This window comes from Chroococcidiopsis sp. TS-821 (assembly GCF_002939305.1).
In the GTDB taxonomy this organism is placed as follows: domain Bacteria; phylum Cyanobacteriota; class Cyanobacteriia; order Cyanobacteriales; family Chroococcidiopsidaceae; genus Chroogloeocystis.
This window is the reverse complement of sequence record NZ_MVDI01000010.1, coordinates 100,774-118,103: the sequence shown is the minus strand read 5'-3', so window position 1 is coordinate 118,103 and position 17,330 is coordinate 100,774. Positions and strand designations below refer to the sequence as shown.

Here is a 17,330-nt window from a genome sequence, read left to right as displayed (position 1 = left end):
CAGTAATTGCGTGAAAATCAATAAAAACACATACAGGACGAGTAATTGTTAATCGCAGCGCTTTGCGATCTTATACTAATTAGCCACTGCCCAAGCGAATCTCATGTTGCCCGCTACAGTCGATTAATCTTCTGCAAAGACGTAGCGATACAACTCACTAGGGTCAGGTTCTGGGCTATTTTCGGCAAACTGTACCGCTTCGTCAATTTCTTGCGCAATTTTTTGTTCAATTTGTTTCAATTCTGCCTGCGATGCCAAATTTTGCTCAGTCAAGTACGCAGCAAGTTTCTTGATGGGATCGCGTGCAAACCAAAATTCTTTTTCGTCTTTGCTACGCAACTCATCCGGATCGGCTAGCGAGTGACCGCGAAAACGATAAGTCAATGCTTCAATCAATGTAGGACCTTCTCCTGCACGAGCGCGTGCTACAGCTTCTTGTGCAACTTGGCGCACAGCTAAAACATCCATGCCATCAACTTCGACACCTACCATGCCAAACACGCTAGCTTTCTTATAAATTTCTGGCTGCGAGGTCGCGCGTTCGTGTGCCATACCGATTGCCCATTTGTTATTTTCGACAACATAAATAATCGGCAGTTTCCATAACGCTGCCATATTGAGACATTCAAAAAACTGACCGTTATTACAAGCACCATCACCAAAAAAACAAGCGGTCACTTGATCCGCGCTTTCATCGCCCATCACCTCGCGCCGATATTTTGATTGAAACGCCGCCCCTGTAGCCACGGGAATGCCTTCTGCAACAAACGCATAACCACCAAGCAGACGATGTTCTTCCGAAAACATATGCATTGAGCCACCCCGCCCTTTACTACAGCCTGTGGCTTTACCAAACAACTCTGCCATCACTTGTTTGGCTGGCACTCCTGCACTCAAGGCATGAACGTGGTCGCGATACGTGCTACAAACGTAATCTTCACCAGGGCGCATCGATTGAATCACCCCTGTAGATACTGCTTCTTGTCCGTTGTAAAGATGGACGAAGCCAAACATTTTGCCTCGGTAGTACATTTCTGCACACTTGTCTTCAAAGTAGCGCCCCAAAACCATATCTTCATACAGCCGCAAACCTTCTTCTTTACTCAGTTGTGCCGTAGCCGCAGAAAAGGTGGGTAATGTTCGTTCTTGCACCATTGCCGTGTAGTATCCTCGTAAAAGAAATTGTAAATAGTTGTATACTGTCTAGTATCTCAAGTTAGGTAACTTTAACTATTGTGGGGCAGATCCGTGTTACGGACAAAGCTCTCAAGTTATTATAATTGCACGGTTTTGCTGAGACGGAAAAGCGTTCGTTGAAGTTGATTACTTGCGGTGCAGGGGAAGTAAGCTGTGCAAATTCCATTAGACTACTACCGAATTTTGGGACTGCCAGTTGCGGCGAGTCACGAACAATTACAACAAGCTTATCGCGATCGCCTTATTCAGTTACCGCGACGCGAGTATTCAACCGCAGCCATTGCCGCCCGCAAGCAATTGATCGAGCAAGCGTACGCAGTTTTATCCGAACCCAGTCAACGTAAGATTTACGATACAAATTATTTTGCGCATCGCTACGAACAGCAACCAACACCGGAAGGCGCGCAAAGTAAAGAAGTTCTCGTTGAAGACATTTTCGCGCCGCACACGCCAATCATTGAAATTGCAGATAACTTATTTGCTGGCGCTTTGCTAATTCTTCAAGAACTCGGCGAATATGAACTTGTTTTAACGCTGGGAAATTCGTATCTCAACAACTCGCACCGCGAACAAAATAACGATCAACTCCGCGCAGATGTTGTCTTGACTGTTGCACTAGCATACTTAGAACTAGGACGCGAACAATGGCAGCAAAAAAACTATGAAAGTGCGGCGAACTCGCTACAAAATGGCGAACAACGACTGACGCGCGAAGGTATCTTTCTTAACCTCAGAAACGACATTGCTGCAGATCTCAATAAATTACGTCCTTATAGAATTTTGGCATTGCTTGCCGAACCAGAAGGTACAACTTTAGAACGCCGACATTTGGGACTCAAGTTACTGCAAGATCTCCTGAATGCGCGTGGTGGAATTGATGGTACAGGTGATGATGGTTCAGGGCTAAGTCTTGACGACTTTTTGCGCTTCATTCAGCAACTCCGGACATACCTTACTGTCTCCGAACAGCAAACTTTATTTGAAGCAGAAAGCAAACGCCCTTCGGCAGTAGCTAGCTATTTGGCAGTGTATGCTTTAATTGCCCGGGGTTTTACGCAGCGCATGCCTGTGCTGATTTCGCAAGCGAAGCAGTTGTTACAACATTTAGCTCAAACCAAGCGCCAAGATGTTTACCTCGAACAAGCGATCGCGACGCTTCTTTTGGGTCAAACAGTCGAAGCCAATCGCGCTTTAGAACTTTCACAAGAACGCGAGCCATTAGAATTTATTCGCGAATATTCGCAAGGTTCTCCTGATTTATTGCCTGGTTTGTGTCTCTATGCCGAACGTTGGCTGCAAAATGAAGTATTTCCTCAGTTTTGCGACTTAAAACACCGGCAAGCTTCTTTAAAAGAATACTTTGCCGACGAACACGTTCAAACTTACTTAGAAGCGCTACCAAATCAAATCGAAGCTTCACAAAAAGCCACAGCTTCGGTGGCAACATCAACAACTCACAAGACATCTCAACCGCAAAGGCAAAAGCCAAACCGGACGCGCAAAACAACTGCGAATGTAGCAGTTAGTGCGACAAATTTTACTACCGCAAATACCACTGGAAGTGCGACCCTAGAACCGACAACAGCGCGTCCTACTTCATCATCGCCGCCAAACGGGTACTTGACAGTTTCACAAACATCTGCTATACAACGCGTGCGCGTTCCTCAAAGAAAAAGACGCAAAAGAAAAGCTTTTGCGGTTAAAGACAAAACAGCGATCGCTCTACTAGCGCTGGCTGGACTTATTGGCAGTGTATTTATCCTTGCCCTGCTTGGTCAAGCCTTTGGCTGGTTACGCCAAACATTATACCCAGCGCCGCCACCGCTACCAGGCGAACAACTAGCAGTACAGTTAAACCAACCACCACTTGCTATTCCCAGCCCCGGTTCGCAATTTTTGCCTGTTGTCGAACCACTGGATGCAGCAACAGCCGAGCAAGTTATCCACAGTTGGCTATCGGCAAAAGCAGCAGCTTTTAGCACTGATTACGCGATTGAAAGCTTGCAAAATATTTTAGTCGATCCGGCGCTCGCGCAATGGCAACAACTTGTCAGGAGCGATCGCGCAAATAATCGCCATCGGCAATTTCAGCACAGTCTCAAAATCGACGCTGTACAAGTCAATGCGACGAATCCAGATTTGGCAACGGTACAAGCAACCGTCAGTGAAGTTGCCCGAATTTACGATCGAGGACAGCTAAACCAGCGCGCTTCTTACGCTGATGAAAACTTGCGCGTTAGATACGATTTAGTCCGTAGAAATAATGCGTGGCGAATTCGACAAATGCGGGTTTTGAATTAGTTTTTACCGATGAGCGATTAGTCATTAGCTTTTACAATCATGATGGTAAGTCACAAACCTAGTTAGCTTTGACCGCGGAACTGTTGTATAGCAATGGTCAATGGAGAACACCTCCACACGGGGTTTTGTGCTAATTCAACTAGCTTTTCTGACCTCTGACTTCTGCTAATTATCTTCCCATACCTCCTCGCTCCTCGCCCCTCAAGAATGACACAAACGCTATTTGATGCCTACTTCCCACTAATTTTGTGGACAAGTCTAGGATTATTATGCTTTCGCTTTCTGCCGCAAACTTTACCGCGCCTGCTAGGGCGTAGCCTGTATTGGGTAGGCATTCCCATAGAAATTTTGGCACTTGCACGACAGACTGATTTTTCACAGTCGATCGCGCTTCCACCACTCATTACTTTTGCTGCACTGCTTTTGGGGTTGGGTGTTGCTGTTTTTTGTCTACAAATAGTCAAAAGACTGACTTTTCTACCAATAGCTGCGGCTTTCAATTCTCCAGCGATTCAAGGCAGTTTTATTTTAGCTGCGGTGCTGGGTAATACAGGATTTGTCGGACTCGCGATCGCGCCAGCATTTATCGATCGTACCTATCTAAACTGGATCGTCTTCTATAGCTTGACGCACAATCTTATAGGTACTTATGGCTTTGGAGTTTTTATTGCCAGTTATTTTGCACGCGAGACACATCCCAATCGTTGGTGGGTGCAATTACGAGATGTGTTAACCGTACCAACGCTGTGGACTTTCTTGCTGGGCTACCTAACGCGCGATATTGAACTACCTGCTTTAGTCGAATCAGGACTGCAAGCATCGATTGGAATTGTAATTCCTGCAGCGTTTTTGCTCACAGGAATGCGACTTGCCCAACTACGCGGGTGGAAAAGTTTAAAGCTGGCATTTCTGCCTGCGCTGCTCAAAGTCGTTGTTATTCCTGCGTTAGTCGGTATTTTGACGACACTGTGTTTGGGATTGTCCGGCGATCGCCGTTTAGCTATGGTCTTGATGTCGGGAATGCCTTCGGCGTTTGCTGGATTAATTTTCGCAGAGGAATACAATTTAGAACGCGAATTAGTCGCTAGCTGTATTGTTGTGTCTACGATTTTATTACTGCTGGTCTTACCTTTATGGTTGTTTCTATTTCAATAAGTCAGAAAAGCTGGGATCAGAGGCTGGACGAGAATAGGGAATACATATCACTAATAGCCCCACTTTTCGATTCCTGACCCCTGACCTTTTCTTCAATTTTGCGGCGCGAGTCGGAGTATTTGCGCAGTTACGGCAAGGCTTTCTTCATAAAGTGCCTCATGTCCGACACGTTGTAGTTGCTGGCTCAGCAAAATTTCTGCTTTTTGATCGGCAAGCGATGATACTTGTTGAAAACGACACGCTTGAGCACCACCACCGACTTCCATACGCATACAGCCACCCGTTTCCGAACAAACGACCGTACAGCAATCAGCTTCAGGGTTCGTCGAGTTCAAGCGCAGCGCGATGAGATCGCCGGGAATCTCACCGGCGTCAGTCGGGATAGCAGCTAACTCAGCTTCAACTTGGCGTTGATCTTGAGCGGTAAACCGGATACGCTTAATTTCGTAGTCGCCTGGTTCCTGTTCAAATTCGCACGGATGCCAGTGCAGGCGACTTGCCAACCAACCTAAAAATAGCAGTGCTTGTGCAGGGTTACCTTTTTCGTAATCGATTGTAACGCGGTCTACCTCGCTTAATGCCGCACGTCGTTGTGGTGGGTCGAACGCTTCTGCTGTTAATTCTTGCCAAGCTGATATGCGTCGCCAGTTGAGATCGGCGATTGGAATACCTGCTTCGACGAGTTCTTGGACGCGCAACAGCCCAAATTCAGGGGCATTGAATCCACTAGAGTCTACAATTACGGAATTGCAGACAGATGCGAGACGTTTGAAAAGTGGATTGTGAGGATCCGGCGTTGTTTTCCACCACAAAAACTTGGGTAAGTCACCAATCAAAAGCGCCGCAATCATTCCTGCCACCCGCTCCAAGCCGGCGGCGGTTCCTGTAAATGTGATGTATTCGCAACAAATCAGCGTTGTTGCAGATTGCTTTTGGATCGGACAGTACGCTGAAACTTGTGCTGTTACGCCGTCATCATCACCGACAACAGGACACAGCGTGATAATGCGACACGGGTTGCGTAGCGCGATCGCGTCAGCAATTTTGGGATTTCTGCTACTATCCCAACTATAGGGCGTATCGCTATCACCATTAGCTGGTCCATGTTGCTGTGCAACAGCTTCGCGTAATTTTGCCCGCGTTTCCGGTGTTGCAATACCACTGACGGGTAAGTCGTATTTTTTCTGAAATTCGCGGAGTGCGGCTTCAGTTTGCGGTCCTGGAATACCATCAATTGGACCGTGATAAATGTTTAACTTAGCTAACAGGAGTTGTGTTTCTTCGGGTTCGTAAACAATTAAACTAAATGTCGCGGCACGAGTAGCTGCGGGGCTTCCCTCACCATTTCCAGTCGTTCCGTAACTTTGCCAAATTTTATTGAGTTCTGCCTCAATTTCACCGAGGGAAACATCCTTTGGCTCCTGAAGTGAAAAAATTGGAGGAGATTGAATTGCCATAATTTACTTTGCAGTTTTAGTTTTAATGTGATGAGCTGTTAGTCGTTAGCTTTAAGGTAGTTCAATTCTTTTTGGGTTTTTGTATACTAAGGTCTAGCAAAGGTCTGAGGTTAGGGGTGAATTTTGAATAGAGTTAATTTATATCTCAAAACGAATCACTACTCACTAACCCCTCACCCCTATATCCTGCTAGAGTCTGCGCCAGCGGCGTCCATCGCGATTAATGAGAGTTTCAGCTTCAGCGGATCCCCAGGTTCCTGCTTCATATTGCGGAATACTGGCGGGATCGGTGGGTGCATCCCAAGCGGCGAGTGCAGGAGTTACGACTTGCCAAGCCACTTCTACTTCATCAGCGCGTGTAAATAAAGTTTGGTCGCCCATCATGCAGTCTAAAAGTAGGCGATCGTACGCATCTGAAGCGGCAAATCCGAAGGTCGAACCGTAGCTGAAATCCATATCCACTGAACGAGTCCGCAAATCGGGTCCTGGCATTTTCACTTCAAAACGCAGTGAAATTCCCTCATTTGGCTGAATTCGCATCGCCAGAATGTTGTTGTTCATTTGCTGCGAAGCAGACTGAAAAATCAAATTTGGGACTTCGCGAAAATGAATTGAAATTTCCGACACTTTTTTCGGCAAGCGCTTGCCGGTACGTAGATAAAAGGGTACGCCGTTCCAGCGCCAGTTATCGATCGCAAACTTCATTGCCACAAAGGTGTTAGTCGTTGAGTTAGGATCGACGCCTGGTTCTTCGCGGTAGCCTGGGACTTTCTTACCTTTCATCCACCCTGCGCTGTACTGTCCTCGCACTGCACACAAATCTAAGTTTTGCAAATCCGCTAGACGTGTTGCTTGTAGAACTTTCACTTTCTCTGTGCGAAAACTCTCAGCATCGAGCGAATTTGGAGGTTCCATCGCAGTAAAGCAGAACAGTTGCATCAAGTGATTCTGCAACATATCGCGCAAAGCCCCTGCCGTTTCATAGTACCCTGCACGATCTTCCACGCCTACGGTTTCAGCAACCGTGATTTGCACGTGATCGACGAACTGGCGATTCCACAGCGGCTCAAAAATAGCATTGGCAAAGCGAAATACTAACAGATTTTGCACCGTTTCTTTACCTAAGTAATGGTCGATGCGGTAAACCTGTTCTTCGCGACAGACTTTTTGCACGATGCGGTTGAGCGATCGCGCCGAAGCTAAATCCCGACCAAAAGGTTTTTCAATCACCAACCGATGCTTCACAGGATCGCTAAGCATTCCTGCTTGTCCGAGTTGCTGAATTGCTTCTGGGAAGAATTTTGGTGCGACTGAAAGATAAAATACACGGTTGCCTTGCGTACCGCGCTTGCCATCGAGTTCGCTCAAAAATTCTTTGAGTTTTTGATAGCTTTCGGGTTTATCGATATCACCTGGGCAGTAAAATAATCCCTGAGAAAATTCTTGCCACAGTTCTTCGCGACCAAGACCGTCAGAAAATTGTTCGATTCCCTCGCGCATTTGTTCGCGGAAGTAGTCGTGACTCCAATCTCGACGGGCAACACCTACAATTGTTGTTTCTGGGGGAATACGTCGTTCGCGGCGTAGTTTGTAAAGTGCTGGAACCAACTTGCGCTGAGTGAGATCCCCTGATGCTCCGAAAATGACCAGAATTTGAGGTTCTGGTATTCTTTCCTGTTGCAACCCAACGCGCAGCGGATTTTCTAGCAGCGTGACCATAGTGTGTTTCGAGGTTTTGTGACTTGATTCAACTTCTTAGCAATTAGCAATTAGCAGTTTACCTTGCTTGCTAATCACTAATTGCTCGCAGCTAACGGCTTACACAGGAGATAGTTGCTTGACCTTCTCTTCTAGAGAGTCCATCAATGACTGGAAAGGTGTCACAAACTTTTCAATACCTTCGACAAGTAATTCGTCCATGACTTCATCGAGGTTGATATTGATTTCTGGATCTTTGAGGCTCTCGATCAATTCATAAGCTTCTTTGACTCCAGTTTCAATGCGGTTATCGACATTACAGTGGTCAGCACAAGCTTCGATCGTGCTTGGCGGTAAAGTATTGACGGTATCTGGACCAATCAATTCATCAACGTACATTACATCGCTGTATTTGGGGTCTTTCGTGCTGGTGCTTGCCCATAATAAGCGTTGAATTTTACCGCCTTTTTCTTGAAGTGCTTTCCAGCGATCGCTACTAAAAATTTCTTTGTATTTTTGATACGCAATTTTAGCGTTGGCGATCGCGACTTTACCTTTGATGGCTTCAAGTTTTGCTTGACGACTCAAATCGTCAATTCCTTGCGCGAGTTTTTCGTCAATGCGCTTGTCGATGTTGCTATCAATGCGGCTGAGGAAGAAACTTGCGACGGAGGCAATATTGCTGATATCTTTACCTTCAGCTACGCGCTTTTCTAACCCGCGAATGTATGCCCAAGCTGTCTCAACGTAGCTTGCTACTGAAAAGAGCAAAGTAACGTTAACATTAATTCCTTCTGCAATAACTTGCTCAACAGCGGGTAAGCCTGCTTTGGTACCAGGAATTTTGATCATCACGTTTTCCCGACCAATTTCTTGGTAGTAACGCTTGGCTTCTTTGATGGTTGCTTCGGTATCGTGCGCGATCGTGGGCGGGACTTCGATGCTTACATAGCCGTCTAGACCATTCGAGGATTCATACACAGGGCGTAAAATATCGCAGGCGTTACGAATATCTTCAAAAATCAGCGATTCGTAAATTTTGTATGTCGGTAACCCAGCTTTAATTCCTGCTTCAATATCTGCATCGTAAATGGCATTACCCTTAATTGCTTTTTCAAAAATTGCTGGGTTAGAGGTAATCCCACAAATTCCACCGTTTTCGATGAGCTGTTTGAGTTCGCCTGATTGAATCATGTCGCGGGTCAAGTTATCCATCCAGATACTTTGACCGTATTGTTTGATTTCGATCAAGTGATTAGCTGGTTTTGTTGCTTGATCTGTCATTGCTATTTTCTCCCGATGTAATTTTTAACTACAAAACCCAATTTTCTGACTCGCTTTTATTGTGGTACGCGCGAACGAGCCATCATTGTTTTTTCGCTGTGTGCTTTTGCTTGTTGCTGAATAAATGACTCTACTAACTCAACGTTTTCCCTACTTCCAATGATCAAAGGCGTGCGTTGATGAAGTTGTTCGGGTACTACGTCTAAAATTTCCTGAGTTCCCGTACTCGCTCTTCCGCCTGCTTGTTCAATCAGAAAGGCTAGAGGAGCAGACTCGTATAACAAACGAATTTTCCCTTCTGGTTTTTTTGTTGTTCCTGGATAGAGAAACACGCCACCTTGTACTAAAACGCGGTGGATGTCACTGACCATTGCTCCGCTGTAGCGCGCTGTATAGCCTTCTGTACGATGCACGTAGCGGATATACTCGCGAATTGACTCTTCCCACTGCCAGAAGTTACCTTCATTAACGCTATATACAGGTCCTTTTGTGGGAATCTGAATATTTTCTTCAGTTAAAATAAATTCGCCTAAACTAGGGTCAAGCGAGAATGAGTGAACGCCTTTGCCAATCGAGTACACTAACATTGTACTAGGACCGTAAAGGATGTAGCCTGCGGCAATTTGTTTGCGACCACTTTGTAACAAGTCACTTGCCGTGCCATCGCGGTCTTCTCCTTCTTGCTGCCGAATGGCAAAAATGGAACCTAAGCTTAAGTTAATATCTGTATTCGAGGAGCCGTCGATCGGGTCGTAAAGCAGTGTATAGCGACCGATGGGACAGTTTTCTGGAATGTAGTAAGGTCTTTCCATCTCCTCGGAAGCTAAACGACAAACTAAACCACTTTGCTTGAATACCGAGATGAAAACATCGTTCGCATAAACATCCATCTTTTTAACGGATTCGCCTTGAATATTAACGTCTCCCGTAAAGCCCAAGACACCCTCCATTAACCCTGCACGACTGAGACGTCGGGCTATGAGCTTACCAGCCAAGGCGATGCGATTCATTAAAGCGCTGAGGTCTTGTGCATCCGGCGCGAAGCTTTGTAGTTGCTGTAATACGTGCCGTGATAACGTTGTACAATCGCGGTCTAGCGCGTACTCGTAGTCTAGTGGTTGTTGCGCTTCAGCCATGTTTCTTCTCCCTACGTATGTGGCTCGCGTGTAAAAAACTTCGCGATCGCCAAGTTTGCGCCAAGTATAAACGCGTCTTACTCATGAGCGATCGAGCTATGGTTATGTTGTGCAATCGCCCTCGATTCCTATATTAAAAAGGGATCTCAATTGTGAAATCTCACTTTGGGTTAACTCGCCCTACTTCAAGCTTTATTGCTAACAACGTGAATTTACCTTATCCAAATCCAATTGATGGCACTGCGACATGACTACAGCGCTTACGCTGCATTTTACTCTTTGTCAGCACGCAGGCGCGTTACACTTAAGCTTAAATTCAGCTTGCGGCTAGTTCTTCTAAAATTAGGGAAGTTTCATATAGTCTTTGCTCGGATTTGACAGCGCTCGCTAATTTTCATTAAAAGTCAAGTAATACTTTCTAAAGAAGTTAAATCGCATATTCTAGTTGAGGTTGTTCTACTTTGTAGTTCTGCGATCGCTTTACTCAAGCTTTCTTCAATAGTTTCTTTGGCTGTGTAGCAAATGATCTCTAAGGCTGACTACTAGAAAGGACGAGCTTGAATACCTCAACCATTGCCATTACGCTGCATATTGATGCAACTTCTTAAGCTATGTGCCCACTAGCTACTTTATAATTGGCGATTTTGAGCGTAAAATTATGGCTGCAAATGCGATCGCTTGGCTAGTTCCCCGCATTTTTTCTGAGGATTCATCTTGCCTCAACTCAGTAAATAATAAAGAATACTATTTAACTCTGAGCGAGTATGCATAATCTTCAAAAAAAAATCTGTATTATTAATAACATTTTACACAAAAATGTACTGATTTTTTATTGCAGGCTGACAGATTGGCAGTTCGATTTTGTGAAAGCTCCAGTTTATCGTTAAAATTCTGAAAACGCCATAAGTTGATCTTCGGTGACTCTGCGCACCGCTGCGAACCATGCTAAGTGATATTTTTCCATTTCAATTCGATATCAACGCCACAACGATCGCCGGCGCAAGTTTGTGGTCTTTGGCATTGTATTTGGGGTTTTCGCCTGTCAGTGAGTGGGTAATCGAGCAACTCAATCGCTGGTTTAATTTTGCCGAGCGATCGCTGTACAGTAGTGAAACAGAATTTGAAAAAACCCGCATTGCCAGAGAGTCACAAAATGCCTTTTACGCGTCACTTTTTAGTATTGTGCCGTTTTTAATTGTTGGTAGCTTATGCAACTATGGTGTTGAAATTAGTCTTGGCAAAAGCTGGGCGATCAGCATGGGAATTCTCGCATGCATGGCTTGCGGCGTTTATGAGTTAGGGCGACGCGACGGACAGTCTTCGCGCGGCGATTAGGGGTGAAGGGTGAGGGGTGAGAGAATCTTCATTGATACCTTAAGTGTTGCATCACAACTTATTTCAATACGCATCTTTAATCTATCCATTCATAAAATCCTGACTCCTAACTTGTTTTCTATCAAGAAATTCACGCTTGTTAAATCAAAACCACTAACGCATGATAATTCTGTTGTTAAAAACTCTGAGCTCTGACCTCTGACTTCTGACCTCTTTCTTAATCAATAACTTCTTTGACGATGCTTGCAAGTTTTTGGGCTGCGCCAGATTCGCCGCGAATACGACGGAGTTGTTCGCGCATGGCTGCGAGTTTTTCAGGATGGTTCAAGTAATCTAAGGCAAATTCCGCAACAGCGTGCGGTTGCAGGTTTCCGACAAGTTCGGGGACAATTTCAGACTTTGCCCAAATATTAGGCCATGCGAGTAAACCTAAGCGTCGTAATGCGAGCCAATTAATAATTTTTGCCATGCTAGAGCCAACAACAGGTAAATTTGCAAATAGTCCTGGAAGTCCATCCCAAGCCCGCATGGCATCGAGTTGTTGCGTAGGTAGTAATACAATCATTGGCACAGCTAAAGCGCCTAACTCTGCTGTATTTGCGCCGACAGTTGTCAAGCACAGACTACACTCGGCGAGTAAGTCATACGCAGGCGATCGCGTTTCTAACTCGATACGCAATCCGGTGTTTGTTTTAAAAAATGGACGCGCCGCAGTTGTGATTAATTCAGCACTGACACCACCAAAATGCTCGGTCATCGAATTAAATTGTGGATCGGCAAACTTGGCTAGAGTTTCTAAATCGAGTGTAGGCGCAACAGGAATGACAAATTCTGTTTCTGGTTTTTGCGCGTGAATCTGCTGCGCGATCGCCAATGATAACGGTACACCTTGACTCAATTTTGCAGGTTTTGACCCTGGTAACAACCCAATTAACTGTTTTTGTCTCGCTTTGCACCCTGCATCTTTTACCCCTCGCGATACTTCTGCCATCAAGTCACCAACAACCGTAAACTTATGCAAGTACTGCGCCGGAATACGGGAAAGTAGTTCAGCTTTCATTACGCCAAAGCGATCGATCCAGCGATACCACCGCGCATCCCATTCAGCATAAATGACAGTGCGGTAGCCGAGACGCTGACCGATCGCAACTGGAAAAAATTGATCCCCGCCCAAGAAAAGAACGACACCATGCGTTCGCCAATCCCAATTTTCTGCGGTTTTACCTGTTAAAAGAAATCGCCAAAAATGTGATGCAGCTTGGACGCGATCGACTTCTGGGTAACTTTGCGCGATCGCTGCTTCTTTACCACTTGCATTTGGACATGGCGACAAAACGACAGAAATGCGGACTTGAGTCGAATTTCCCAATTGTTGACGCAATGCTTTAACAACCGGACGTACCCACGTTGTAATTTCTCCTGGACCGTTTGAGAGAATTAAAATATCAATTTCTGGCATAGCTTACTTTCGAGGGTAATGGGTAATGGGTAATGGGTAATGGGGAATTGGAATGAATACAGACAATTACCTTTGACCAATTACCAGTTACCAACTTTGACAAAAATGAAATAACTTTACTTATATATCTGATAATTTTTATTAATTAGACTGAAGTTAATGCTTGATTAGTTGTCAACAAATAAGAAGAATTATTGCAACTTATTTATCAAATTGTGTCAGTTAAGCGCGTAAATTCTCGACAGGTAAGCATTTTCTGGTAAAAAACACTTCATAGCCTAAAAAAAGAGAACACAGAACACGCATTGTTAATAAGGAGCCTTACCTGAATGTTTACACACGTCAAGTCCACCATTCGTCACATCGCTCCTGAAAATCTCCAGGGACGTTCTTTAATCAAGGTGGTCTATGTCGTGCTTGAGTCACAGTACCAAAGTGCGTTATCGCAAGCAGTGCGCGCGATTAATGCAAAGAACACATCTGTGGCTATTGAAATTAGCGGCTACTTGGTTGAAGAACTCCGAGATGCAGGAAACTACGAGGACTTCAAACGTGACGTTGCCGAGGCAAATATATTTATCGCTTCATTAATTTTTATCGAAGATTTAGCAGAAAAAGTTGTTGCCGCAGTTGAACCGCACCGCGATCGCTTAGATGCAGCGGTTGTCTTTCCTTCGATGCCGCAAGTGATGCGTCTCAATAAAATGGGTAGCTTCTCGATGGCACAGTTAGGACAATCGAAAAGTGCGATCGCTCAATTTATGCGCAAGCGTAAAGAAAAATCTGGCTCATCGTTCCAAGATGGAATGCTCAAGCTGTTGCAAACGCTACCAAAAGTGCTGAAGTATCTGCCGATTGACAAAGCACAAGATGCGCGTAACTTTATGTTGAGCTTTCAGTATTGGTTAGGTGGCTCGCCAGAAAACTTGGAAAACTTTTTGCTGATGCTGGCAGATAAATATGTACCTTCATTACAGCAAAAGGTGAACTTCCAAGATCCCGTAACGTATCCGGAAATGGGGATTTGGCATCCTTTAGCACCACACATGTTTGAGGATGTTAAAGAATACCTCAACTGGTACAACAGCCGCAAGGATATCCCCGCGGACCTCAAAGATCCTCTAGCCCCGTGCGTTGGCTTAGTGTTGCAGCGCACGCACCTTGTCACAGGTGATGACGCGCACTATGTCGCTATGGTGCAAGAAATCGAAGCAATGGGCGCGCGAGTCATTGCCGTATTTGCTGGCGGTTTAGATTTTTCTAAACCTGTGGATGCTTACTTCTACGAACCAACCGCAAAAACACCTGTGCCACTGGTGGATACAGTAGTATCGCTGACAGGTTTTGCGTTAGTGGGAGGTCCAGCTAGACAAGATCATCCCAAAGCAATTGAATCGCTCAAGCGTTTGAATCGTCCGTATATGGTGGCATTGCCATTAGTGTTTCAAACGACCGAAGAGTGGCAAGATAGCGATTTAGGATTGCACCCGATTCAAGTGGCATTACAGATTGCGATTCCTGAACTCGATGGTGCGATTGAACCAATTATTTTATCAGGCAGAGACGGCACAACCGGAAAAGCGATCGCCTTACAAGATCGCATCGAAGCTGTCGCGCAACGAGCATTAAAATGGGCAAACTTGCGCCGCAAACCGAAACTACAAAAGCGCGTGGCAATTACTGTCTTTAGTTTCCCACCGGATAAAGGTAATGTAGGAACAGCGGCGTATCTTGATGTCTTCGGCTCAATTTACGAAGTCATGCAGGCATTGCAGCGCAATGGCTACGACGTGCAGAACTTGCCAGAGTCCGCTGAAAAGTTGATGCAAGAAGTGATTCACGACGCGCAAGCGCAGTACAGCAGTCCTGAATTAAATATTGCCTATCGGATGTCCGTTCCTCAGTACGAGGAGCTAACACCTTATTCAGAAAGATTAGAGGAAAACTGGGGACCACCGCCAGGACATCTTAATAGCGACGGGCAAAATCTGCTGATTTACGGCAAACACTTTGGGAATGTCTTTATCGGCGTACAGCCAACATTCGGTTACGAAGGCGATCCGATGCGGTTGTTGTTCTCGCGCTCCGCAAGTCCCCATCACGGTTTTGCAGCATACTACACGTACTTAGAGCGTGTTTGGCAAGCTGACGCGGTGTTGCACTTTGGCACGCATGGTTCGTTAGAATTCATGCCAGGAAAACAGATTGGGATGTCTGGCGAGTGCTATCCCGATAACTTAATTGGTACGATTCCTAACATCTACTACTACGCAGCAAATAACCCCAGCGAAGCCACAATTGCCAAACGCCGCAGCTACGCGGAAACGATCTCTTACCTAACTCCTCCTGCGGAAAACGCTGGGTTATATAAAGGATTAAAAGAACTGAGCGAACTGATCGCTTCGTATCAAACGCTCAAAGATAGCGGACGCGGTATCCCGATCGTCAATACGATTATGGATAAGTGTCGCATTGTCAACTTGGATAAAGATATTGCTTTACCCGAAATCGATGCGAAAGATATGTCGGCGGAGGAACGCGATACAATTGTCGGTTCGGTGTATCGTAAGCTGATGGAAATCGAGTCGCGACTTTTACCGTGTGGTTTGCACGTGATTGGTAAGCCACCGACAGCAGAAGAAGCGATCGCCACTTTAGTAAATATCGCCGGACTCGACCGCCCAGAAGAAGAAATTCTGAGTCTACCTCGGATTGTTGCCAATAGCATTGGTCGCGATATTGATGAAATTTATCGTAATAGCGATCGCGGTATTCTCGAAGATGTGCAATTGCTGCAAGAAATCACGCTCGCAACGCGCGATGCTGTCAGCGCTTTAGTCAAAGCCCAAACCGACGCAGATGGACGAGTTTCCAAGGTTTCTAAACTCAATTTCTTCAACATGGGTAAAAAAGAGCCTTGGTTAGAAGCACTGCATCAAGCAGGCTACCCCAAAGTTGACCCCCAAGCGTTGAAACCGCTGTTCGAGTATCTCGAATTCTGCTTACAGCAAATTGTCGCTGATAACGAACTGGGTGCCTTACTCAAAGCCCTCGAAGGCGAATATGTCCTTCCTGGACCTGGCGGCGATCCGATTCGCAATCCTGATGTGCTTCCCACTGGCAAAAACATCCACGCCCTCGATCCGCAATCGATTCCCACAACTGCTGCGGTACAATCTGCCAAAATTGTTGTCGATCGCCTAATTGCACGACAAAAAGCAGATAATGGCGGTCAATATCCTGAGACGATCGCGTGTGTCCTCTGGGGTACTGACAACATCAAAACCTATGGCGAATCCCTCGCACAAATTCTATGGATGGTGGGCGTGCGCCCTGTTCCTGATGCTTTGGGAAGAGTAAATAAACTTGAACTCATTCCGTTAGAAGAATTAGGACGTCCGCGCATCGATGTGGTTGTTAACTGTTCTGGTGTGTTTCGCGACTTGTTCATCAACCAAATGAACTTGCTCGATCAAGCTGTCAAAATGGCAGCGGAAGCCGACGAACCACCATCGATGAACTTCATCCGCAAACACGCGATGCAACAAGCCGAGGAAATGGGGATCAATTTGCGTCAAGCTGCTACCCGCGTCTTCTCGAATGCTTCGGGTTCTTATTCATCTAATATCAACTTAGCCGTCGAAAACAGCACGTGGGAAAGCGAAGCCGAGTTACAGGAAATGTATCTCAAGCGTAAATCTTTCGCCTTCACCTCCGATAACCCTGGCACAATGGAAGAGTCGCGGAAGATTTTTGAAAGTGCTTTAAAAACTGCAGAAGTCACCTTCCAAAACCTCGATTCTTCGGAAATTAGCCTTACAGACGTATCGCACTATTTTGACTCCGATCCTACTAAAGTAGTCGCAAGTTTACGCGGCGATGGTAAGACTCCAGCAGCTTACATCGCAGATACAACAACCGCAAACGCGCAGGTTCGCACTTTATCCGAAACCGTACGTCTCGACGCCCGTACCAAATTACTCAATCCCAAGTGGTACGAGGGAATGTTGAGTCACGGCTACGAAGGTGTTCGCGAACTCTCGAAGCGCCTTGTCAATACAATGGGTTGGAGTGCAACAGCTGGCGCGGTGGATAACTGGATTTATGAGGATACCAACGCCACATTTATCCAAGATGAAGCGATGCGTCAGCGGTTAATGAATCTCAATCCGCATTCATTCCGTAAAGTTGTCGCCACTTTATTAGAAGTCAACGGACGCGGCTATTGGGAAACGAGTGAAAGTAATCTCGAACTCCTCCGCGAGTTGTATCAAGAAGTCGAAGACCGCATTGAGGGAATCGAGTAGA

General features: G+C 45.7%; 10 protein-coding genes. 4 read left to right on the top strand and 6 right to left on the bottom strand.

Annotation, left to right across the window (positions count from 1 at the left end; genetic code table 11):
• Positions 1 to 123: 123 nt before the first annotated feature.
• Positions 124 to 1,155 (bottom strand): pyruvate dehydrogenase (acetyl-transferring) E1 component subunit alpha, encoded by a 1,032-nt coding sequence (pdhA, locus tag B1A85_RS19770; protein ID WP_104548453.1) that lies wholly within the window; start codon positions 1,153 to 1,155, stop codon positions 124 to 126.
• 195 nt (positions 1,156 to 1,350) lie between these two features.
• On the opposite strand from pdhA, the gene B1A85_RS19765 reads away from it, so the two are divergent.
• Both B1A85_RS19765 and B1A85_RS19760 read left to right on the top strand, forming a co-directional pair.
• Positions 1,351 to 3,498 (top strand): IMS domain-containing protein, encoded by a 2,148-nt coding sequence (locus tag B1A85_RS19765; RefSeq protein ID WP_104548452.1) that lies wholly within the window; start codon positions 1,351 to 1,353, stop codon positions 3,496 to 3,498.
• A gap of 207 nt (positions 3,499 to 3,705) precedes the next feature.
• A complete protein-coding gene (locus tag B1A85_RS19760; RefSeq protein ID WP_104548451.1) occupies positions 3,706 to 4,653 on the top strand; it encodes an AEC family transporter in 948 nt (315 codons plus the stop codon).
• A 92-nt stretch (positions 4,654 to 4,745) separates the two neighbouring features.
• Here B1A85_RS19760 and opcA read toward each other — a convergent pair whose 3' ends face one another.
• From opcA to fbp, 4 genes are all read right to left on the bottom strand, one after another.
• Entirely contained in the window at positions 4,746 to 6,110 is a 1,365-nt protein-coding gene (opcA, locus tag B1A85_RS19755) for a glucose-6-phosphate dehydrogenase assembly protein OpcA (RefSeq protein WP_104548450.1), read from the bottom strand.
• A gap of 189 nt (positions 6,111 to 6,299) precedes the next feature.
• Positions 6,300 to 7,829, bottom strand: coding sequence for a glucose-6-phosphate dehydrogenase (zwf, locus tag B1A85_RS19750; protein ID WP_104548449.1), 1,530 nt, complete (start codon positions 7,827 to 7,829; stop codon positions 6,300 to 6,302).
• A gap of 99 nt (positions 7,830 to 7,928) precedes the next feature.
• Positions 7,929 to 9,092: a transaldolase gene (gene tal, locus B1A85_RS19745; RefSeq protein WP_104548448.1), complete on the bottom strand. Its 1,164-nt coding sequence runs from the start codon at positions 9,090 to 9,092 to the stop codon at positions 7,929 to 7,931.
• 56 nt (positions 9,093 to 9,148) lie between these two features.
• Positions 9,149 to 10,228: a class 1 fructose-bisphosphatase gene (gene fbp / locus B1A85_RS19740; RefSeq protein WP_104548447.1), complete on the bottom strand. Its 1,080-nt coding sequence runs from the start codon at positions 10,226 to 10,228 to the stop codon at positions 9,149 to 9,151.
• Between the two features lie 942 nt (positions 10,229 to 11,170).
• Here fbp and B1A85_RS19735 point away from each other — a divergent pair.
• Entirely contained in the window at positions 11,171 to 11,563 is a 393-nt protein-coding gene (locus tag B1A85_RS19735; protein WP_104548446.1) for a hypothetical protein, read from the top strand.
• A gap of 217 nt (positions 11,564 to 11,780) precedes the next feature.
• Here the strand turns inward: B1A85_RS19735 and B1A85_RS19730 are convergent, their stop codons facing one another.
• A complete protein-coding gene (locus tag B1A85_RS19730) occupies positions 11,781 to 13,022 on the bottom strand; it encodes a lipid-A-disaccharide synthase (protein ID WP_104548445.1) in 1,242 nt (413 codons plus the stop codon).
• Positions 13,023 to 13,351: 329 nt separating this feature from the next.
• On the opposite strand from B1A85_RS19730, the gene B1A85_RS19725 reads away from it, so the two are divergent.
• On the top strand, positions 13,352 to 17,329 hold the full coding sequence (locus tag B1A85_RS19725; protein ID WP_104548444.1) for a magnesium chelatase subunit H: 3,978 nt from the start codon (positions 13,352 to 13,354) through the stop codon (positions 17,327 to 17,329).
• The last annotated feature ends 1 nt before the right edge of the window (position 17,330 follow it).